Origin of the sequence: Burkholderia sp. 572 (assembly GCF_040545135.1) — a bacterium.
GTDB classification, from domain to species: domain Bacteria; phylum Pseudomonadota; class Gammaproteobacteria; order Burkholderiales; family Burkholderiaceae; genus Burkholderia; species Burkholderia cepacia.
This window is the reverse complement of sequence record NZ_JBEPLH010000003.1, coordinates 41,350-61,026: the sequence shown is the minus strand read 5'-3', so window position 1 is coordinate 61,026 and position 19,677 is coordinate 41,350. Positions and strand designations below refer to the sequence as shown.

18 protein-coding genes are annotated in these 19,677 nt (G+C 67.1%); 5 read left to right on the top strand and 13 right to left on the bottom strand.

Annotated elements, in window-relative coordinates; genetic code table 11:
• Positions 1-24: 24 nt before the first annotated feature.
• Positions 25-795 carry an IclR family transcriptional regulator domain-containing protein gene (locus tag ABIC51_RS06495; RefSeq protein ID WP_021162744.1) on the bottom strand — a complete coding sequence of 257 codons (771 nt, stop codon included), beginning with the start codon at positions 793-795 and terminating at the stop codon, positions 25-27.
• A gap of 172 nt (positions 796-967) precedes the next feature.
• Here ABIC51_RS06495 and ABIC51_RS06490 point away from each other — a divergent pair, with 172 nt between their 5' ends.
• Entirely contained in the window at positions 968-1,579 is a 612-nt protein-coding gene (locus tag ABIC51_RS06490) for a hypothetical protein (protein WP_027791584.1), read from the top strand.
• Positions 1,580-1,675: 96 nt separating this feature from the next.
• Here ABIC51_RS06490 and ABIC51_RS06485 read toward each other — a convergent pair whose 3' ends face one another.
• Positions 1,676-2,977, bottom strand: a complete 1,302-nt coding sequence (locus ABIC51_RS06485) for a UDP-N-acetylglucosamine 1-carboxyvinyltransferase (RefSeq protein WP_027791585.1) — start codon at positions 2,975-2,977, stop codon at positions 1,676-1,678.
• 204 nt (positions 2,978-3,181) lie between these two features.
• Positions 3,182-4,489, bottom strand: coding sequence for a shikimate transporter (shiA, locus tag ABIC51_RS06480; RefSeq protein WP_048023001.1), 1,308 nt, complete (start codon positions 4,487-4,489; stop codon positions 3,182-3,184).
• A gap of 355 nt (positions 4,490-4,844) precedes the next feature.
• Between shiA and ABIC51_RS06475 the strand changes: the two genes are divergently transcribed.
• A complete protein-coding gene (locus ABIC51_RS06475; protein ID WP_021162738.1) occupies positions 4,845-5,972 on the top strand; it encodes a 4-hydroxyphenylpyruvate dioxygenase family protein in 1,128 nt (375 codons plus the stop codon).
• A gap of 25 nt (positions 5,973-5,997) precedes the next feature.
• Here the strand turns inward: ABIC51_RS06475 and ABIC51_RS06470 are convergent, their stop codons facing one another.
• The 5 genes from ABIC51_RS06470 to ABIC51_RS06450 all read right to left on the bottom strand — a co-directional run bounded on the left by ABIC51_RS06470 (position 5,998) and on the right by ABIC51_RS06450 (position 11,388).
• Entirely contained in the window at positions 5,998-7,233 is a 1,236-nt protein-coding gene (locus tag ABIC51_RS06470; protein WP_175897965.1) for an NADH:flavin oxidoreductase, read from the bottom strand.
• 178 nt (positions 7,234-7,411) lie between these two features.
• Complete coding sequence (locus ABIC51_RS06465) at positions 7,412-8,752, bottom strand: type II toxin-antitoxin system HipA family toxin (protein ID WP_175897964.1); 1,341 nt, start codon at positions 8,750-8,752, stop codon at positions 7,412-7,414.
• Positions 8,753-8,754: 2 nt separating this feature from the next.
• A complete protein-coding gene (locus tag ABIC51_RS06460; protein WP_175897963.1) occupies positions 8,755-9,177 on the bottom strand; it encodes a helix-turn-helix transcriptional regulator in 423 nt (140 codons plus the stop codon).
• Positions 9,178-9,328: 151 nt separating this feature from the next.
• The gene (gene ribBA / locus ABIC51_RS06455; RefSeq protein ID WP_175897962.1) at positions 9,329-10,453 is read right to left on the bottom strand and encodes a bifunctional 3,4-dihydroxy-2-butanone-4-phosphate synthase/GTP cyclohydrolase II; all 1,125 of its coding nucleotides are present in this window, start codon (positions 10,451-10,453) and stop codon (positions 9,329-9,331) included.
• Positions 10,450-11,388 carry an alpha/beta hydrolase gene (locus ABIC51_RS06450; protein WP_175897961.1) on the bottom strand — a complete coding sequence of 313 codons (939 nt, stop codon included), beginning with the start codon at positions 11,386-11,388 and terminating at the stop codon, positions 10,450-10,452. Before ABIC51_RS06450 ends, ribBA begins: the two co-directional genes overlap by 4 nt.
• A gap of 281 nt (positions 11,389-11,669) precedes the next feature.
• On the opposite strand from ABIC51_RS06450, the gene ABIC51_RS06445 reads away from it, so the two are divergent.
• Positions 11,670-12,860, top strand: a complete 1,191-nt coding sequence (locus tag ABIC51_RS06445; protein WP_021162732.1) for a helix-turn-helix transcriptional regulator — start codon at positions 11,670-11,672, stop codon at positions 12,858-12,860.
• Between the two features lie 200 nt (positions 12,861-13,060).
• Here the strand turns inward: ABIC51_RS06445 and ABIC51_RS06440 are convergent, their stop codons facing one another.
• The 5 genes from ABIC51_RS06440 to ABIC51_RS06420 form a co-directional block, all read right to left on the bottom strand.
• Entirely contained in the window at positions 13,061-13,726 is a 666-nt protein-coding gene (locus ABIC51_RS06440) for a cation diffusion facilitator family transporter (protein WP_146253180.1), read from the bottom strand.
• Positions 13,727-13,904: 178 nt separating this feature from the next.
• Complete coding sequence (locus tag ABIC51_RS06435; protein ID WP_027791594.1) at positions 13,905-14,480, bottom strand: DinB family protein; 576 nt, start codon at positions 14,478-14,480, stop codon at positions 13,905-13,907.
• A 177-nt stretch (positions 14,481-14,657) separates the two neighbouring features.
• On the bottom strand, positions 14,658-15,503 hold the full coding sequence (locus ABIC51_RS06430; protein WP_027791595.1) for a PhzF family phenazine biosynthesis protein: 846 nt from the start codon (positions 15,501-15,503) through the stop codon (positions 14,658-14,660).
• A 54-nt stretch (positions 15,504-15,557) separates the two neighbouring features.
• Positions 15,558-16,187 carry a LysE family translocator gene (locus tag ABIC51_RS06425; RefSeq protein ID WP_027791596.1) on the bottom strand — a complete coding sequence of 210 codons (630 nt, stop codon included), beginning with the start codon at positions 16,185-16,187 and terminating at the stop codon, positions 15,558-15,560.
• Between the two features lie 35 nt (positions 16,188-16,222).
• Positions 16,223-16,627: a VOC family protein gene (locus tag ABIC51_RS06420; protein ID WP_027791597.1), complete on the bottom strand. Its 405-nt coding sequence runs from the start codon at positions 16,625-16,627 to the stop codon at positions 16,223-16,225.
• A gap of 133 nt (positions 16,628-16,760) precedes the next feature.
• On the opposite strand from ABIC51_RS06420, the gene ABIC51_RS06415 reads away from it, so the two are divergent.
• Together ABIC51_RS06415 and ABIC51_RS06410 are read left to right on the top strand one after the other, a co-directional pair.
• Positions 16,761-18,107, top strand: coding sequence for an aminotransferase-like domain-containing protein (locus ABIC51_RS06415; RefSeq protein WP_146253178.1), 1,347 nt, complete (start codon positions 16,761-16,763; stop codon positions 18,105-18,107).
• Between the two features lie 174 nt (positions 18,108-18,281).
• On the top strand, positions 18,282-19,301 hold the full coding sequence (locus tag ABIC51_RS06410) for a DNA-binding protein (RefSeq protein WP_175897960.1): 1,020 nt from the start codon (positions 18,282-18,284) through the stop codon (positions 19,299-19,301).
• The last annotated feature ends 376 nt before the right edge of the window (positions 19,302-19,677 follow it).

The window sequence follows — 19,677 nt, the reverse complement described above, 5'->3', positions numbered from 1 at the left end:
GACGTTGCGCGCTCCGGCACGTCGCTACAGCACGTTGAGCATCGCGAGCGCGGCTTCCTGCAGATGCGGCAGCACGCGCCGCACGGCCGCGTCGGTCGTCTCCGCACCGATCGGCATGTTCGTGCTCAGCGCGGCGACCACTTCGCCGTGACGGTTCTTCAGCGGCACCGCGATGCCGCGCACGCCGACCTGCAGTTGCTGTTCGATCGCCGCGAAACCGGCGTCGCGTGCCTGGTCGACCTGTTCGAGCAGGCGCGCCTTGTTGGTGACCGTGTGCGGCGTGAACGGCGGCAGTTCGGTGTCGTCGAGCCACGCGCGCACGGCTTCGCGATCGGGATGATGGGCGAGCAGCACGACGCCCGGCGACGTGAGCGGCGCCGGCACGCGCGCGCCGAGCACGAAGCCGGTCGTCATCACGCGCGACACGCCGTTGCGCGCGATGAACACGAGCTCCCAGCCGTCGAGCACGCTCACGTACGCCGATTCGTTCAGCGACGCGCTCAGTTGCTGCAGATAGGGCTGGACCGTGCGCGGCAGGCGTGCCGAATCGAAGTACGACCAGCCGACCCGCAGCACGCGCGGCGTGAGGCCGTACAGCTTGCCGTCGGTGTACACGTAGCCGAGCGATTCGAGCGTCAGCAGGTAGCGCCGCGCGGCCGTGCGCGTGAGGCCGGTGCGCGCGGCGGCCTGGGTGGGCGTCATGCGCGCGTGCTGGCTGTCGAATGCCTCAAGGATCGCCAGGCCTTTTTCGAGGCCGGCAATCCAGTCGCGTCGGTCGAGTTCGGGCTTTTTCATCGTCGGAAGGTGGCGTCCCGGTGCGCGGCAATCGCGCATGAGTGGGCGATTATCGCGCAAATCGGATCTGCCGCGATGTATCGCCGGGCTTGCATGCGCCGGCGCTGGGTGCGTGCCCCGAGCCCGGAACATGTCCGTCGTTTAGAATCGGCGCCTCAACTGGACCACAACAATGAAAATTCGCGAATCCGTGTTGGCTGTGCTCGTCGCGGCCGTGCCGCTGCTTGCCGCGGCGAATCCTTCGTCCGGTACGTCGCTCCCGAAGCCGGCCGTCGACGTGCGTGCCTGGCCGCGCATGACGTCGCCGAAGTTCGGCTGCTACGTCGAATCGACCTTCGGCTACCGTGACAAGCGCTTCAATTGCGCATTGAAGAAGTACCGGAATACCGGCGATGCGTGCGGGAACACGAAGGCCTACTACGAAGGCCCGGTGTTCCCCGACCGGCTCGCGGCCAGCGTGCATCCGCTCGCGACGAAGGTCGAACTGGACTGGGAGCACGGCGACCTGCAGATGGTCACCGTCACGCTCAAGGGAACCTGGAACGAAGCGGACGTGCGCAAGGCGTTCGGGCTGCCGCGCGCGGAAGCGCGCAAGCTGACCGACGCGGAGTTGCGCTCGGCGCCGGGCAACCTGATGGACACGAGTGTCCAGTATCCGTCGTCCCCGCTCGACGAAAGCCTGGCGAAACGCCCGAGCAACCCGGCGCGCGGGACGACCGCCGTGATGCTCTACGGGTTCGACCACATGGGCGCCGGCGATGCCGATTGCGGGGGCGGCGAGTAACGGGGGGAGGGACGGGAGGGGGCGGCTGACACAGCCGCCGACCGGGTGCGGGTGGCGGTACGGCGCTCGTGTGCCGTGCGCCGTACCTTCAGGGTCTTACTCGCTGCTCGTCCATTCGACGTTCGCGCCGACCGAGCGCAGGTTCTCGACGAAATGCGGATGCGCGCGGCGGATCGGCAGCGCGTTCATGATTTCCGAGCGGCCTTCGATGCTCGCGGCCACCATCAGCAGCGCGATCGCGACGCGGATGATGTACGGGCTCTCGACGCGGGCCGGCGTCAGTTGCAGCCCGCCGAACGTGATCAGCCGGTGCGGATCGGACAGCAGCACGTGCGCGCCGAACTTCGACAGTTCGCCGGACCAGCCGAGCGCACCGTCGTAGACCTTGTTCCAGAACATCGCGCTGCCTTCCGCGCGCACGCCGAGCGCGATGAAGATCGGCAGCAGGTCGACCGGCAGGTACGGCCACGGCGCGGCTTCGACCTTGGTGAGGATGTTCTGCGTGAACGGCCTGCGCACGCGCAGCGGGCCGTCGCGTTCCGCGCGCGACCAGCCGTCGCGGTGCGTGACGTTGACGCCGAACTTCGCGAACGTGCGGTCGATCAGCGGGAAGTGTTCGGGCGACGAGTTGCGTACCGTGATGTCGCCGCCCGTGATCGCGCCGAGCGCGAGGAACGTCGCGATTTCGTGGAAATCCTCGGCGAAGCGGAACTCGCCGCCGCCGAGCTTGCGGCCGCCCGTCACGCAGAGCCGCGACGTGCCGATCCCCTCGATCGCGACGCCGATCATCGCGAGGAACTGGCAGAACTCCTGCACGTGCGGCTCGGACGCGGCATTCATCAGCGTCGACGTGCCGTTCGCGGTCGTCGCGCACAGCGCGAAGTTTTCGGTGGTCGTCACCGACGCGTAGTCGAGCCAGTGATCGTTGGCCGTCAGCGGGCCGTCGGTGCGGACGATCAGCGAATCGGGCGTGCGCTCGATGTGCGCGCCGAAGCGCTCGAACACCTCGACGTGCGGATCGATCTCGCGCACGCCGAGCGTGCAGCCCTTCACGTCGTTCTCGAGGCGCGCGACGCCGAAGCGCGCGAGCAGCGGCGGGATCAGCATGATCGACGAGCGCATCGCTTCCGGCAGCCGATGGACGGCCGGATCGAATTTCGTGTCGCGATGGTGGAGTTCGAGCAGGCCCGTCGTGAAGTCGACCGACACGTCGCTGCCGAGCGTGCGGAAGATGTCGAGGATCTTGCGCACGTCGGTGATGTCCGGCACGCCGATGAGGCGCAACGGCTGGTCGGTCAACAGGGTGGCGCACAGGATCGGCAGGACGGCGTTCTTGTTCGCGGACGGCTTGATGTCCCCGCGCAGCGGAGTGCCGCCGTGGACGATGAGATTCGACATGATATGGGGGCGTATCGGTGACTGACGTAGGCCCATATGATGCCATTGGTCGGCGGGCGGCGTGGAATGTTCAGAGGGGAAAAGGGGGAATCGGCGCGTATAACTGACAGTGTTTGACGTCGCGCGCGACGCACCGAGGCCGTTGGCAGTCGCCGTCGAGCGATGCGTGATGGCCGGCCACGGTTGGGGCCGGCCATCGGGTCGTTACTGCGCCGCCCGCATCCGCGCGGCGACGATCAGCGAGATCAGGCAGCCCACCGCGAGATAACCGGCGACGAGGTGCCACGAGCCGCCTGCCACGCTGACGAGGCCGACCGCGATGAACGGCGTGAACCCGCCGCCGACCACGCTCGCGAACTGGTAGCCGACGCCTGCGCCGCTATAGCGGTATTCGGCGCCGAACAGCTCGGTGAACAACGGCTGCTGGACGCTCACGACCATGTCGTGCGCGGCGTTCGCGAGCAGGATCGAGAAGATCACGATCCACGCGATCGACCGTGCCTCCAGCGCGAGGAAGAACGGCACCGCGGACGCGACGCCGATCAGCGCGCCGATCAGGTAGATGCGGCGCAGGCCGTAGCGGTCGGCCAGCCACGCGAAACACGGGATCGTCACGCAGCTCACCGCCCCCACCAGCAGGCCGATGTTCAGGAACAGGTCGCGCGACATGCCGAGGTTCGTCGTCGAATAGCTGAGCGCGAACGCGGTGACGATGTACATCGTGAACAGCTCGGCGAGCCGCAGCGCAATGATCAGCAGGAACGCCTTCGGATGGCGCGTCAGTGCCTCCAGCACCGGCAGGCGCAGCTTGCGGTTGCCGTGTTCGACCTTCTCGACGAACTCCTGCGATTCGTCCATGTTCTTGCGCACCCACAGCCCGATCAGCACGAGCACGATGCTGAACACGAACGGCAGGCGCCAGCCCCACGACTTGAACGCGGCCTCGCCGAGCGTGTGGCTCAGGATCGACACGATGCCCGTGGCCAGCACGAGGCCGACGCCGTAGCCGACCTGCACGCCGCTGCTGTAGAACGCCTTCTTTTGCTTCGGTGCGCTTTCGACGGCCATCAGCGCCGCGCCGCCCCATTCGCCGCCGACCGCGAAACCCTGGATCGCGCGCATCAGCACCAGCAGCACGGGTGCCCACCAGCCGATCGTCGAGAATGCCGGCAGCAGGCCGATCGCGACCGTCGACAGCCCCATCAGCATCACCGTCAGGACCAGCATCCGCTTGCGGCCGAGCCGGTCGCCGTAGTGGCCGAACACGATGCCGCCGAGCGGCCGGAACAGGAAACCGACACCGAAGGTCGCGAACGCCGCGAGCGTGCCCATCGTCGGGCTGACTTTCGGGAAGAACTCGGAGTTGAATACCAGCGCGGCGACGATCCCGTACAGCAGGAAGTCGTACCAGTCGACAACGGCGCCGACGAAGCTGCCGATCGCGGCCTTGCGGGCCTGGCTGCGTACGCGGGCACTGGCGGCGGCGTCGAGGGTGTCGAAGGTTGGGGTCATGGCGGTGTCTCCTGGCACGGCGCATCGTGGAATCGTGGCGGCGCCGCGTCCGATGCTGCATTGAAGTCGATGAGTGAACGGAGAATAGGGCGCGCGCCGTACGGCGGCAATCGGCCAATCGGGCAGAGTGCGCGATTATCGTACAAGTCCGTGCGATTATCGAACGCTTTTCGGGTTTGCACTAGGCGGCGCGACGATATCCCGTTTGGCCAGGGTGTGCCGCCGTGAACGATCTGGTTAAAATCTGCAGCATTGAGAACTTGCCCGTTCGGGGCGGATGCGGTCGCCACGCTGGCCGCGTTTGCCGCCAGCGACGGGCGCCATCCCCATCGAACGCATGCCCCCGGAGACTGGAATGCCCGGCAATTCCCACCCCCTGTCCAGCGATACGCCGCCCGTTGCCGATCCGGCCGCCAATCCGCTCGGGATGGCCGGCCTCGAATTCGTCGAATTCGCGGCGCCGGTGCCCGAGGCGCTCGCGCAGCGCTTCGAGCAGCTCGGGTTCAAGGCGATCGCGCGGCATGTCAGCAAGAACGTCACGCTCTACCGGCAAGGTCAGATGCATTTCCTGATCAACGCCGAGCCCGATTCGTTCGCCGCGCGCTACGCGGAGGAATACGGGATGGGTGTCTGCGCGATCGGGCTGCGCGTGGCCAGCGCCCGGCGCGCGTTCGAGCGGGCGATCGAGCTCGGTGCGTGGGCGTTCGAAGGCGAGAAGGTCGGCGTCGGCGAGCTGAAGATCCCCGCGATCCAGGGCATCGGCGATTCGCACCTCTATTTCGTCGACCGCTGGCGCGGGCGCGACGGCCAGCGGGGCGGCGTCGGCGACATCTCGATCTTCGACATCGATTTCCGGCCGATCGACATCGCGACCGCGCATACCGATCTCGACTGCGTGGGCGTCGGGCTGCAGCAGGTCGATCATTTCACGCAGACCGTCGGCGCGGGGCGCATGCGGGAGTGGCTGGATTTCTACCACGACCTGCTGCATTTTCGCGAGATCCACGAAATCGACGCGCACTGGCACGTGTCGGAGGAATCGCGTGTGATGGTGTCGCCGTGCGGCGCGGTGCGGATTCCGGTCTACGAGGAAGGCACGCGGCGCACCGAGCTGATGCACGCGTATCTGCCCGACCATCCGGGCGAGGGCGTGCAGCACGTCGCGCTGGCTACCGACGACATCCTGTCCTGCGTCGATGCGCTGCGGGCGAACGGCGTCGAATTCATCGAGCCGCCGGCCCGCTATTACGATGACGTCGACGCGCGGCTGCCCGGGCATGGTGTCGATCTCGACGCGCTGCGCCGTCGCGCGGTGCTGGTCGACGGCGAGATCGGCGGCGACGGCGTGCCGAGGCTGTTCTTCCAGACTTTCGTCAAGCGCCGGCCGGGCGAGATCTTCTTCGAAATCGTGCAGCGCAAGGGACACCACGGGTTCGGCGAAGGCAATCTCGCGGCGCTCGCCCGCGCGCGCGACGCCGGCTGAGCGACGCCGTCGCCCGCGTCGCACCTCACGCGCCGGCGGCCGGCACCCGGTTCGGCGCGGGGTCGTTCGGCTCGTGCAGGACGCACGCGGTGCCGCCCGGCGTGTACATCGACACGACACAACGGTTGCACGACGTGCAGCCCGACTGCGCGAGCCGGTCGTCGCGCAGTCCGTTGACGAAATCCGGCTCGAACACGAGCGCGCGGGCGAGCGCGACCGCATCGAACCCTTCGCGCATCGCCAGCTCGACGTTCCCGCGCGAACGCACGCCGCCGAGGTAAGCGAGCGGCATCCGGACGGACGCGCGCACCTTCCTCGAGTGCTCGAGGAAATACATCTCGCGAAACGCGCCCATCTTCGGCTCGGTGAGTTTCTGCAGCGCCATCGCCGCGCGCACGATCGCGTTGTCGGCGTTCGCGCGCGCGTCGCCGGGCAACGGGCTGCCGAACAGCTGCCACACCGATTCGACGTTCATCCCGCCGCTGAGCACGAGCAGGTGCGCGCCTTCGGCTTCGAGCCGCCGCGCGATCTCGCATGCGTCGTCGGCGGTTCCGCCGCCGCGCACGCCTTCGGTCACGCCGATCTTGCAGACGACGGCGAGATCGCGGCCCACCGCGTCGAGCACGCGGCGCAGCACCTCGGCCGGGAAAGCGGCGCGCCGTGCCGCGTCGCCGCCGTACGCATCGCGGCGGCGGTTGTACAGCGGCGACAGGAACTGGCTGAGCAGATAGCCATGCCCCATGTGGATCTCGACCGCATCGAAGCCGGCGTCGCGCGCATGGCGTGCGGCCTGCGCGAATTCGTCGGCGACCGCGGACATCTGGTCGCGCGTCATCGCCTGCTTCAAAAAGCGGCCGCTCATCACGCCGACCTTGTTGAAACCGCCCGATGCGCTCAACGGCCGTCGGGTCGACAGCGACGGCAGGAACGTGAAGCAGCCGCCGTGCGTGATCTGCGCGGAGGCGGCGGCGCCGTGGCGATGGACGGCGTCGGTCAGCGCGCGGAACTGGCGGACCGTCGGCACGTCGAGCCGTGCCTGGTCGACGAACGTGCGTCCGTCGTCGCTGATCGCGCAGTACGCGACGGTCGTCAGCGCGGCGCCGCCTTCGGCGATGCGTTCGTGAAAACGGACGAGCGCGCGCGACGGCACGCCGTTCGGCGTCATGCCCTCGTTGGTGGCTGACTTGATCAGGCGGTTGCGCAGCGTCAGCGGGCCGATCTGCAGCGGGCTGAACGCGGTCGTGAGGTCGGCGGATTCCATGAGGGGCGGGGGGCGGGATTGGGCACGGCGACCATTGTGCGGCGGTGGCGCAGGCGCGCATCGTCCGGGTGGACGAGCCCGGCACAACCCGTTCCGGGCGGGCGCCCGGTTCAGTACATCGAAGCCTGCCAACGGACGCCAAAGCCCGCCCCGAACCCGACCGCCCGCCGTCGATCCGTCACGCGAGATCGCCTGCCCGGAGCTTGCGGACCTGCCGCCGCATCCCGTCGAAGATCGCATCCGCCACGTCCACCGGAAATTCCGCCGGGATCTGCGCCGCGGCTTCCGCGATCGCAGGCTCCGTGCGAGCGACGACGGCCGCCATCGCGGCGTGCACGTCGTCTTCGGTCAGGCCGACGCGCCGGCCCTGCGCGACCCAGTGGCGCGGCTGGATCTCGCCGATCACGTAGTGCCGGTTCTTCCCGCACACGGCCATCGCGAGCCGCGCGCGGCGCGGCGGAAGCTGGTTGCGGCGCGTGCCGATGATCGGATGCGCGGACAGCACGTCGTACAGCGGCGTGCTGCGGTACGTGTTGCCGGGCAGGTGCGCGATGCTGAAGTTCTTCGCATGCCCGTCGATCGCCGCCAGCACCCAGAACACAAGCTGCGCGACGAAGAAATTCATCCGGTCGGGCTCGGCGTCGGCCGAATTGGCGAGGATGCCCATGATCGTGTCGATGCCCGGGCCGCCGTCGGATTCGTATTTCGCGCCCGACGGCGTGCCGGTCGCCTGGCACATGTCCTCCTGCGGCAACCGCAGGATCCACGTGCGGTCGCGCGAAGCACGCCGGTCGAAGCGCTCGACGATCAACGCCTTCTGGTCGTCGAACCGGCCGATGTCGCACGCCGCGACCGGCAAGCCGTACGCGGCGACGAGCTTCGCGCACAGCCATTCGTTTTCGACGGACGTCCGCATGTCGGCCTGCATGTTCCCGACACGCCCGAGCGGCAGCTTGAAGATGTGCGTCGTCGGCGTGCTGCCCGACGGCCGCAGCCAGCGGTTTCCCTGGCGCAGCAATGCCGTCTTTTCCTGCGCGCCGGCAATCGACAGGCGCAGGTCGCCTTCCGGCTCCGCATGGCCGGGCAGCGGCGCGGCGGTCGCGTGGCGCAGCACCTCGGCGACGGCCGTATCGTCGAGCGTCACGCCGTCGATCGTCTCGAGATCGATGGGCGTTTCGCCGGGCGGCAGCATCTGGATCGCGCCGACGCAATCGCGGCCGATCGACGCGAGCAGCTCGAACGGCGCCGTCGACCGGAGCCGGTAACGCTGCGCGATGCGGCGGCGGATCGGCTCGCTGTCCGGCAGCAGGTTGTCGAAATAATCGGCGACGATCGCGCCCTGGTGCGGCTGGTTGCCGGGCGTGAAGGGCAGCGACAGCGACAGCGGCCGCCCCTGTGGATCGTCGAGCCAGGCCGGCAGGTAGACGAGACGCTCGACGCCGCGCCGGACTTCCCAGTAGCCCACCGGAATGCCGTTCATCCACAGGTCGAGCCGGTCGTGACGGGCACGCGTGGCCATCGTCACCAGTCCTCCCGCTTCGAAACCCGTGGCTTGCCGGGTGTCGCCGTCGCCGGCCGCTTGCGCGCGGCGCCGGCCGCAGGCCGGGCTGGATTTTTGGCGGCCGTGGTGCCGCGCGCCGCATCCGGCTTGCGTTTGCTCGCGGCGGGTTGGCGAACCGCCGGCGCGGCATCGGGCGCAGGATCGGCCGATGCCGCCGAAGCGTCCTGCGTGCCCGGCGCGAGCGTCATGCGCACGCCGAGTATGTTCAGCACCTTGAAGAGCCGCTCGATGCTGACCGCCGACGGGTTGGCTTCGAGCTGCGCGTAGGATTGCTGCGTGACGCCCAGGCGGGCGGCCAATTGCGCCTGCGTGAGCCCCGCGGATTTCCGGAAGCCGACGAGTATCGGACGCAGCTGGGTCAGGGTCTGGACAGGAAAGGCCATCGGGCGCTCCGCGGAATGACAGGCGATCGTTTGTAATCGGAAAATACAATCTACAGCATGTATTGTCAAAATACAAACCAAATACTGTATTCAACAAAACAAACGATAGCCTGTCAAACGGGCAACCCGCCGACCATCCCGCGGCAGCGCGTCACGCCGCCCGCAGCGGGTTCGCATGCGCGCTTCGCGCGCTTTCCGGATCGTCGTCGCCGAGCGGAATGAACGCCATGATCTCCAGGTCGTGTCCCGACAGCGCGGGCAACCGGAACGGGCTCGACAGCACGTTCAGCCGCCGCACGCCGAGCTCGCGCAGGATCTGCGAGCCGATTCCCGTCACGCGTCCGTCGCGGCGCGCATGGCCGGCCGGCATCCGCATCGCGTCGCCGCGCATGTCGCAGTCGAGCAGCACCGCGACCCCGCAGCCGGCCGCGTCGATTCGTTGCAGCGCGGCATGCAGCGGCCACGAATGCGCGGACGGCTCCGCATCGAGCAGGTCGAGCAGCGAATGGCATTCGTGCACGCGCGTCAGCACCGGCGTCGACGGATCGGGCGCGCCGCGCACGAGCGCGAGATGCGGCGCGCCGTGCACGGTGTCGCGATACTCGATTGCACGGAATCGCCCCCACGGCGTATGCAGCGGCCGCTCGCCGACGCGTTCGACGAGCGATTCGTGTTCGCGCCGGTAATGGATCAGGTCGGCAATGGTGCCGATCTTCAGCCCGTGATGCGCGGCGAACGCCTTCAGCTCGGGCAGCCGCGCCATCGTGCCGTCGTCGTTCATCACCTCGCAGATCACCGATGCGGGCGTGAGCCCCGCGAGCGCCGCGAGATCGCAGCCGGCCTCGGTGTGCCCCGCGCGCACGAGCACGCCGCCCGGGCGCGCGGCGATCGGGAACACGTGGCCCGGCTGGACGAGGTCGTCGGGGCGGGCGCCGGCCCGCACCGCCGCGCGAATCGTATGCGCGCGATCGGCCGCCGAAATGCCGGTCGTCACGCCTTCGGCCGCCTCGATGCTGACGGTGAACGCGGTGCCGAACGGCGTACCGTTGTGATCGGCCATCGGCGGCAGGCGCAACTGCTCGCAGCGCTCGGCGGTCAGCGTCAAGCAGATCAGCCCGCGCCCGAAGCGCGCCATGAAATTGATCGCTTCCGGCGTCACGTGATCGGCCGCGATCACGAGATCGCCTTCGTTCTCGCGATCCTCTTCGTCGACGAGCAGAACCATCCGGCCCGCACGCAGTTCGTCGACGATCTCCAGCGTGCCGGCGAGGCTCATGGCGCCTCCGTCGCGTCGAACGCGCGGCGCAGCGCGTCGGCGCCGAAGGTCAGCACGCGGTCGGCCGCATCGATCGCGCCGAGCATGCTGGCGAAACCGTGAAGCTGGCCCGGCCAGCGCACGACGGTCACCGGCGTGCCGGCCTGTGCGAGACGCAGCGCATACGCTTCGGCCTCGTCGCGCAACGGATCGAATTCGGCGCTGACGATCGTCGCCGGCGCCGCGCCCGCGACGTCCGGCGCGGCAAGCGGGCTTGCAAGCGGCGACGCGCGATCGGCGCCGTCGTCGAAATAGTGGCGCTTGAACCAGCGCATCATGTCCGCCGTCAGGAAATAGCCGTTGCCGAGCGATTCGTACGACGGATGCTCGGTCGCGCAATCGACGACCGGATACAGCAGCAACTGGTGCGCGATCGCGATGCCCGAGCCGCGCAACTGCAGTGCGGCGACAGCCGCAAGATTGCCGCCGGCGCTGTCGCCGGCGACCGCCAGCGCGCCAGCGCGTGCGCAGAGATCGCGCGCGCTGGCGGCGGCCCAGCGCACGGCGTCGCATGCATCGTGCGCGGCGGCCGGGAAACGCGCCTCGGGCGCGAGCCGGTAGTCGACCGACAGCACGAGCGTGCGCGCACGGGCCGCGAGGCTGCGGCACAGGTTCGCGTGCGAATCGATGCCGCACGCGACGAAGCCGCCGCCGTGGAAGAACACCGTCAGCGGCAAGGGCCCGTCGGCAGCGGGCCGATACAGCCGTGCGGACAACTGACGGCCCGATGCTGGAATCTGCCAGTCCTCTTCGGCGGCGACGGCATCGCCCGGGGCGAACGCGCCGCCGGCGGCGAGACTCGCGCGATACGCGGGAACGGTGAGCTGCGCGAAATCGATCGCGGGTGCCTGGGCGAACACGGCGAGCAGCGCCTGCGCCTGTGGGTCGAGCGGCATGGGGACTCCTGTCTGAATCGGATGCGGTTTGAATCAGGTAAACCCGTGTCGCGGTTTTCCCTGAGGCCGTGCCGGACGCTTGCCGGCACGGCCTGACGGGCATTCCAGCGTAGCGGGCAGGGCGCCACATCATCCGATCGGACGATGGTTGGTTCGCCCGGATGGCCAATTCTCACCATTCAGTAAATCTCCCGATGACGCCGGAATTTAGACGCGTCTTAATCATGGCGGCGCGGTTGGGTCGCGTCGGAAACATGTCGTATGGAGGATGGAGCGTGCTGATGGAGACGAGATGGGCTCCGCAAGAGAGCCAGGCAACCAGTGACGAGGCCGACATCGGCGTCGCCGATTTCAGCGAGCTGATGGCGCGCATCTACCAGGGCCCGCTGGAAACGCCGCCGTGGGCGGGTGCGCTCGAGCTGGTTCGCCGGTTGCTGCAGGCCAACTACGTGACGCTGATCCTGCGCGCGGCCGCGAGCGACCGCCGCGCGCCGCTGTCCGTGCACGCATCGGAATACGGCCCGGTCGTGCCGGGTGACGGCGAAGCGTCGTACAACAACTACTACTATTCGCTCGATCCGTTCGTCGGCCTGCCGGCCGATCGCGTGGTGACGGTCGACGACGTGTTCGGCGACACGGGCTGGCTGTCGAGCGAACTGTACAAGCAGTTCCTGAAGCCGCAGGACGTGCGCTACATCCTCGGCGCGGATCTCCGCACGCCGTCGGGCGTCGAGTGCCGGTTCCGCGTATGCCGCAACCATGCTTCGAAACAGTTCTCCGCGCGCGACAAGGCGATCTGCGCGTTGCTGCTGCCGCACCTGAAGCGTGCGGTCGAGCTGCATTCGCGGCTCGACACGGCCGAGGTCGAGCGCTCGATCTACGCGAACGCGATCAACCGGATGCAGATCGGCACGATCACGCTCGACGAGAACGGCACGATCATCGACATGAACAGCGTCGCCGACGAAATCCTGAAGCAGAACAACGGCCTGACGATTGCGCGCGGCACGATCGAGGCGACCGACGCGCAGGAGAACCGCACGCTCAAGCGGCTGATCCGCCACGCGGTGATGGGGCACCACGGCACGGCCGCGGCGACCGTCGAGGCGATGCCGATCACGCGCAGCTTCGACAAGCCGCGCCTCGGGCTGCTGGTGCGCACGGTGCTGCTGTCCGACTGGTCGGAGGACAACAAGCGGCGGCCGGCCGTCACGCTGTTCCTGCGCGACCCCGACCGCAAGCCGCAGGGTGCGCAGGAAATCATCCGCAAGCTGTTCGACCTGACGCCGGCCGAGACGTCGCTCGCGCTGCTGCTGACGAACGGGCTGACGCTCGAGGAGGCCGCGGAGGAATCGGGGATCAGCAAGAACACGGCGCGCACGCACCTGCGCGCGATCTTCTCGAAGACGGGCGTCACGCGCCAGGCGACGCTCGTGCGGATTCTGCTCGGGAGCGTCGTGCCGCTCGGGTAAGCGGCAGCCGACGCCGATTCATCGAAACCGGCCGCATTCGTCCGGCGATACATCGGCAACGATCGACGTGGCACGTGTCACGTGCCACGCCGTGGCGACGACATCACGCGAAAGAGGCTCGCACCCGCGCGAGCCGCTCCTTCGTTCAGCGCAGCCGCTCGCGGAGACCGGATGCCCGACGCCGGCGCTGCCGGGCGCGTTCACCACCCGCGCGTGGAACGACCCGCCCACGACGCCAGCGCCGGCCACTGCGCGTAACCGCGCCGGATGAAACCCGCGCCCGTGCGGATCACGAGCGCGCCGATCGCGAGCGCGGCCAGGTCGTCGAGACGGCCGAAACCGATCCGTGCCGCGCCCATCGCGAGCGCCGCCAGCAGCGACGCCAGCGCATCGGTCCGGACATGCCAGCCGCTCGCCTCGAGCAGCGCGGAGCCCGTCTCGCGCGCCTTGCGCAGCATCCAGTGCGACAGCGCGGCCTTGCCGGCGAGCGTGACGGCGACGAGCGCGAGCGTCGTCATGCCCGGCTGTACGACGGGCGGCGCAGCGAACCGGTTCGTCGCGTGCCAGATCATCTGCGCACCGGTCGCCACGAGCAATGCGCCGAGGCCTGCGAGCGCAAGCGGCTCGCAGGTCGGGCGCCGTTCCGGCGGCAGGCGCGCGTCGAGCCGGCATGCAACGAGGATCAGCGCATCGGCTGCGAGATCGATCGCCGCGTGCGCGACGTCCGCGAGCAACCCCGACGAATGCGCGGACCATGCCGCGACCGTCTCGACGACGAGCAGCAGCAGGTTGATCGCAAGGCTGGCGGCGAGGGCACGGGACGTGGCCGCATAAACGTGGGGCGTGGCGCGCGACGTGCGCTGCATGGCGGATTCGTCTGTCGAAAGCGTGGGTCAGACCCGAACGCTACCGGGCAACGGTGGCAGATCAATGACAGGCGACGGTCGCGACGCGACCAGTCAGCGATGCGCATCCGGCGGTCTCCGCGGCCCACACAGATGCGAGACAAGTTGCCGGCGTGCGCCGGGTCGGCCGAACAGGCGCTCACCGGGCATCGCGATAGTGATCCCTGATGAATACGGGAAGATCGTTTGACGGTGGCGCGAAAGGCACCTGATACATCATGTCGCCGACAAATCCGCGGTGATAGGTGGCGTGATTGACGACATGCAGCACGATTTGCTCGCGGGTCATGACGCCTTCTCCTCCGCCAACAAACTCGAAATGAACGGCTTTCGCGAGATCCGCGTCCGACCAGGTGTCGACAAGATTGATGTACCAGCGGTCCATTTCCTGAACCGCTTTCCAAAGATCGGAAACGGCAGGCGTGTGGTCGGTGTTGCGCGAGGTATAGGTGTGCTTCTTTCCTTGCAGATGATGTCTGAAAATGTCGTCGACCACGTAGACATGATTCAAGGTATGCACCATGTTTCCGAACCGCGTCGGTCTCTGCCGAAGGGCTTCGCCAGCCGGCAGGTCCATCACGCTCTTGAACGTCAGTCCATTCGCCCAGGACTTGTAGCGCACCAGCATTCTTAAGGTGTCTGCCGCCGAGGCGGGCAGTGTGATGCGATCGGTGGTTACGGATGGAGCAATCGGGTTCTGCGGGGGGGCAGACATGCTGAACTCCTTGCGTGTTTTCGAGCGTCAGAACAGTGCTCAGGTTGATCCGGTGCTGTCGCGTCACGCCGGCAAGCAGTCTTGCGAGCAAGCTGTTCAGCGTATGGGGCGACCCGGACAGGCGTTATGTGCGCCAGCTCGCCCGAACATCAGGTTGCAGCTTTCTCGTTTGCCTTTTCAAAGGCCGTGGAGCCGGCCTTCGACATGCGTGCGAGTCTTGCCGCCGACCCAGATTTGGCCAGCCTCGTCGCGGGTCAAATGAATGCGGCCATGGCGGCCGAGGCGTGTCCCCTGGGCGGCGACATAGTCGTCCTCAACCACACCTGTCGCGAACAGCCACTGCGCCATTGAAGCATTGAGGCTTCCAGTAACTGGATCTTCGACGATAGCGCCCAGATGGTCGCTGAAGAAGGCGCGAACCTCGAAGGCCGCGTTGCCGCCTGTTGCATGAGGGCCAATAACGCCGACATCGATCCGGCCGGGCCAACTGCGGAGCGGATTGAGGGCAAGCACCGTCTCCGCCGATACCAGCCTGATGCCCAGCCATCCGGGGCCGTTGTCGATCCAGGCGGCATCGAGGACATCGCCCGATTCGATCCCCAGCAGTCGCCGAGCCTGATCCAATTCATCCTGCGTTGGCGCACCGGAGCGGATCAGCGGCGGGGCGGCGAAGGAAAGCCGCTCGTGATTGCGTCGGATCGGAACCAGCCCGGCGCCGCATTCCTGGACGATTTCCGCTTCGCTCTTCGGCACGCGGCCCGTCGAGAGCCACGCATGACAACTGCCGAGCGTCGGGTGCCCGGCAAAAGGCATCTCCCTGTCCAGCGTGAAGATCCTGACCCGGTAGTCAGCCTCAGGATGCGTGGGTGGCAAGAGAAAAGCGGTCTCGGACAGGTTGAACCACCGCGTCAACCGCTGCATGTCATCCGTTGCCAGGGCATCGGCACCGATAACGACCGCCAGCGGATTGCCCGAAAACGGCCCGGCGCCGAAGACATCGATCATATGGATCGCAAAAGTCATGACATCGCTCTTTCAATTCAGATCGGTTCGTGAGGGCGCCGACAAGCCGGGATATCAACGTTGCCAGGCAAGCAGCCGGACTCCCGCAACGGCGAACACCGCGGATAGCGTGCCTTCAATCCAGCGCCGGAGGCGGGTATACAGGGCGATCATCCGAGCGGTCGAGAAGAGGACCGCATAACCACCAAACACGATGACGGCGAGGAACGCGCAACCACCGATGATCGCCGGCAAGGTACCGCCGGGGGCGTGCTCCGGAAGCCCAAGTGACATGATTGCCATCCAGGCCAGAACCGCCTTCGGGTTTCCGATATGCATGAGAATGCCCTGGCGGTAGAGCCGCCGATAGCGAGGTGTCGAGCGTCCCGGTTCCATCTTCGCGAAGTCGGAGCCCGGTTTCAGCGCCGACCTGCCCGTGCGGAACGCCAGGTAGAGCAGGTAGACACCACCCACCATCTTGATGACGAAAAGCGCCTCGGCATAGGCCGCCAGCACGGCGGAAACGCCGGTCGCCGCCAGGATCGCCCAGAAGAGTGAGCCCGTGATGACGCCTGCCGCCAGAACGAGGGCAGGCAGGCGGCCGTCACGCATCGCTGTTCCCATGATCGCCATGTTGCTCGGCCCGGGGCTGGCGGTGGCGATGAGATAGGTGCCGTAGGCGAGTGCGATCTGACTGGCGATCATTCGAGTTTCTCCAGAGATGCGGGGCGTCTCCAGCGTTATGGCTGGAGGTCTCCGCGATGAACGATATGGATCTTGTTCCCGTCAGGGTCGCGCAGATACGCGCCGAAGTAGCCGTCACCGTAGCGGGGGCGTAACCCGGGTGCACCATCGTCCGTCCCGCCGTGCTCAAGACCCTTCGCGTAGGCCGTGTTCACGGCTTCTTGCGACGGGGCCAGAAAGGCGACCATGCTGCCGTTGCCGATGGTCGCCGGCTCGCCATCGTAAGGAATGTAGACATAGAAGCGAGGCAGCGGCGTTTGACCGGTTACCCAGCAAAGCGCCGGAGGCCCGCCATCGGACGTGACGACGCGACGCTTCAGTCCGAGCGGAGCGAGTACCGCGTCATAGAAACGGCCTGCCCGCCCAAGATCACGCGCCCCAACAGTTACATGGCTGAACATTTGACTCTCCACGCGCCCGTCATGGCGATCAGGCGCCTCCAGAAATGCATGACTTCATCCAATCACATCGCGCATGTTACGCTTGTTGTTTATATAAATAGTGTCACGTGACACTAATATCTAGGCGGCGAACATGCTCCTGCAATCTCCCTGGTCACCACGGCTTGCCGACATCGAGGCGAATACCGCCGAGCGGTTGGTCCTCGCCCTGGCCGACGACATCGTCGAGGGGCGGCTGACGGGAGGCGACCGCCTGCCCGCTCATCGCGATCTCGCGTTGAAACTGGGGATTGGCCTTGGCACGGTGACGAAAGCCTATGCCGCGCTTGAACGGCGCGGCCTGACGCGCAGCATCAAGGGCCGGGGAACTTTCGTGGCGATTCGCCAGGCGTATCAGGATCGCCAGATCGACCTTTCGTCCAATGTGCCGCCAGCCATGCTCAACGCTCGCTTGCTGGCGCGAACATTGACGGGGATCGCACGCAAGATCGATGCGGACCACCTCAATCTCTATGCCCCGCCCGCTGGGCATATGGAGCACCGACGTGTGCTGGCTCGCTGGCTCGAAACGCTGGGCCTGATGGTGGAACCGTCGCATCTAGTGCTAACGAGCGGCGCCCGCCAGGCGCTATCGTTGGCGTTCGATCTTGCCTGCGGCTCGCAAGGGCTGCTTCTGACCGAGCGGATTACCTATCCTGGCGCGATCGCGCTGGCTCGGCGCAACGGATATCGGATGCAAGGCGTCGAGACCGACGCGCAAGGGATGGTGCCGGGGGCACTGGCGGACGCACTCGACGGCACCGCGTCGACCGGCAGCAAGGCGGTCTATCTCACGCCGACGCTGCACAACCCGACCACTGCGACGATGGGCACGGAACGAAGGCAGGCCATCGTGGATATTTGCCGCCGGGTGGGCGCGTGGATCATCGAGGACGGCGTCTATGCGTCGGCAGAGCCGGCTTCGCCACCGCTTGCGGCATTGGCGCCCGAGATCGCCTTTCATGTGAACGGACTGTCCAAATCGCTTGGCCCCGGTTTGCAGATCGGCGTGCTCGCGCTGCCGGCCGGACTCAACGACGCAGCGGAGGACGCGCTGCGGGACCTGCCAATGGCGCCGTCGCCGCTCTCTTGCGCAGTGGTTGAGGAATGGCTGGCCACCGACGTCATCTCCTCGATCCAGCGGGATCTGCACCATGAGGCGCGGCGTCGATCCAATCTGGCCATCTCTCTGCTCGGCGCGAGCGAACTGGTCTCGCATCCCGGCGCCTACAACGCCTGGCTGCCGATGGAGCGCGATGCTGCCAATCGTGTCGCATCCGTCGCTACAGCGATGCGTATCAAGTTGACCCCTCCGGAATCCATGATGGTGAACCCGGAAGATCGGGCGAGCGGGATCCGACTTTGCCTCGGCGGCCCGTCGTTCGACGATCTGACGGAAGCACTGACCCTTCTGGCAGGGCTGCTGAAGCAGCGCGCTTGACGCCACCGGGCGAGCACCGTACTGGCCGAGGGCCGCGCGCCGCATACCGGCGGGGACATACCGATATTCCACGATCTCGACATTATAGAAATAATGTCAAATCTATAAATCGACATAATTGTATTTTTAACGGTTTACGTTATATTATTTACGAAATTGCCACCGAAACCTGCCATGTCCGATCTCGCCGCCGACGAATCCCGCCTGACCGCCGAAATCGAGCGCCTCAAGGCCGACTTCCCGAAAACCCGCGAGCTGTATCGCGAAGCCTGCGCGCTGCTGTTCTTCCGCTTCGGCATCACGCCCACCGCGAACCGCCTGTACCAGCTCGTTCGCAAGGGCAGCATGAGCACGCCGACGGCCGTGCTCGGCGAGTTCTGGGCCGAGTTGCGGGAAAAGAGCCGCGTCCGCATCGAGCATCCCGACCTGCCGGCCGATCTGCAAGCGGCCGCCGGCGAACTGGTCGCGGCGCTATGGAATCGGTCGAGCGCCGCCGCAGCCGCCGCGCTCGACGCATTGCGCGCGGAAGTCGAAGCCGAGCGGACGGCGGCGAAGGCGGAAGTCGCGGCGCTGCAAGCTGAGCTGGCCCGCACCGAAACCGCGCTGGAGCAACGCACGGCCGCGCTGCTGGCCGCGCAGGTGCGCATTCAGGAACTGGAGCAGGCGAGGGCGGCCGACGAAGCATCGCGGCAAGCGCTGCAAGCGGACATCGAGCGCCTGACAGCCGACAACGCGGAAGGCGACCGTGCACTCGCGCAGGCCCGCGCGGATTTCACCACCCAGCTCGACCGGTTACGCGATGACGCCGGCCGGGCCGAGGAACGCTTGCGTGCGTCGGAGAAGCGGGCGCTCCAGGAGATCGATCGAGAGCGGCTCGCCGCCGCGCGACTGCAAAAGGAGCTCGATGCCGTGACATCGCGCACGGAGCAGCGCGATGCGCAGCAGCGAAAAGACGTGGCCGCGCTGCAGGCGCAACTGGGCGACGCGCTGCATCGATGCGGCGTGCTTCAGGGGCAGCTCGACGCTGCGCAGGCGGCCGATGCGGCGCGCGGCAAGGAACTCGATGCGCTGCGGCGCGAGATGACGGTGCTCGTGCGCCGCGCGCCGCTGCGTGGCGCGAAGGCGGCACCGGCCGCGCAACGGGACGAGCGACGGGCACGCACGCGAAAGCGTGCTGACGAAGCGCCGCGCTGACGGCGCGGCTGCGAGCGTGCATCAGCCAACGGCGATGCACACCAACCGCCGGCAAGCAGGCAAACGAGACGACTACACCCCCGATCGCCCACCCACCCAACGTTACCGGTCAACTTGCCATATACCGCGACGGCAGCGTCGGCTCCGGTGGACAAAATCAGTTCATGAGAACAACAAAATCGTGATCTGACGACTGGATTATTCCGACGGAGAAATGAGCTTGAACATCATGGATCAGGATATTCGGAATATGCCCTGTCGCTACCGTGATCGAGATATCGGTTTGCAACAGCTTCGCGCGTGGTTGGACAGCCAGGGAGCGCGTGTCGAGGCCCAAATTCCACGAGTTATGCGGAAGCTCGATGAATCGCCCGCG

Excerpts from the sequence above, each read along its gene's own strand:
- ABIC51_RS06495 (WP_021162744.1), bottom strand. The coding sequence starts at position 795 with ATGAAAAAGCCCGAACTCGACCGACGCGACTGGATTGCCGGCCTCGAA.
- ABIC51_RS06490 (WP_027791584.1), top strand. The coding sequence starts at position 968 with ATGAAAATTCGCGAATCCGTGTTGGCTGTGCTCGTCGCGGCCGTGCCG.
- ABIC51_RS06485 (WP_027791585.1), bottom strand. The coding sequence starts at position 2,977 with ATGTCGAATCTCATCGTCCACGGCGGCACTCCGCTGCGCGGGGACATC.
- shiA (WP_048023001.1), bottom strand. The coding sequence starts at position 4,489 with ATGACCCCAACCTTCGACACCCTCGACGCCGCCGCCAGTGCCCGCGTA.
- ABIC51_RS06475 (WP_021162738.1), top strand. The coding sequence starts at position 4,845 with ATGCCCGGCAATTCCCACCCCCTGTCCAGCGATACGCCGCCCGTTGCC.
- ABIC51_RS06470 (WP_175897965.1), bottom strand. The coding sequence starts at position 7,233 with ATGGAATCCGCCGACCTCACGACCGCGTTCAGCCCGCTGCAGATCGGC.
- ABIC51_RS06465 (WP_175897964.1), bottom strand. The coding sequence starts at position 8,752 with ATGGCCACGCGTGCCCGTCACGACCGGCTCGACCTGTGGATGAACGGC.
- ABIC51_RS06460 (WP_175897963.1), bottom strand. The coding sequence starts at position 9,177 with ATGGCCTTTCCTGTCCAGACCCTGACCCAGCTGCGTCCGATACTCGTC.
- ribBA (WP_175897962.1), bottom strand. The coding sequence starts at position 10,453 with ATGAGCCTCGCCGGCACGCTGGAGATCGTCGACGAACTGCGTGCGGGC.
- ABIC51_RS06450 (WP_175897961.1), bottom strand. The coding sequence starts at position 11,388 with ATGCCGCTCGACCCACAGGCGCAGGCGCTGCTCGCCGTGTTCGCCCAG.
- ABIC51_RS06445 (WP_021162732.1), top strand. The coding sequence starts at position 11,670 with ATGGAGACGAGATGGGCTCCGCAAGAGAGCCAGGCAACCAGTGACGAG.
- ABIC51_RS06440 (WP_146253180.1), bottom strand. The coding sequence starts at position 13,726 with ATGCAGCGCACGTCGCGCGCCACGCCCCACGTTTATGCGGCCACGTCC.
- ABIC51_RS06435 (WP_027791594.1), bottom strand. The coding sequence starts at position 14,480 with ATGTCTGCCCCCCCGCAGAACCCGATTGCTCCATCCGTAACCACCGAT.
- ABIC51_RS06430 (WP_027791595.1), bottom strand. The coding sequence starts at position 15,503 with ATGACTTTTGCGATCCATATGATCGATGTCTTCGGCGCCGGGCCGTTT.
- ABIC51_RS06425 (WP_027791596.1), bottom strand. The coding sequence starts at position 16,187 with ATGATCGCCAGTCAGATCGCACTCGCCTACGGCACCTATCTCATCGCC.
- ABIC51_RS06420 (WP_027791597.1), bottom strand. The coding sequence starts at position 16,627 with ATGTTCAGCCATGTAACTGTTGGGGCGCGTGATCTTGGGCGGGCAGGC.
- ABIC51_RS06415 (WP_146253178.1), top strand. The coding sequence starts at position 16,761 with ATGCTCCTGCAATCTCCCTGGTCACCACGGCTTGCCGACATCGAGGCG.
- ABIC51_RS06410 (WP_175897960.1), top strand. The coding sequence starts at position 18,282 with ATGTCCGATCTCGCCGCCGACGAATCCCGCCTGACCGCCGAAATCGAG.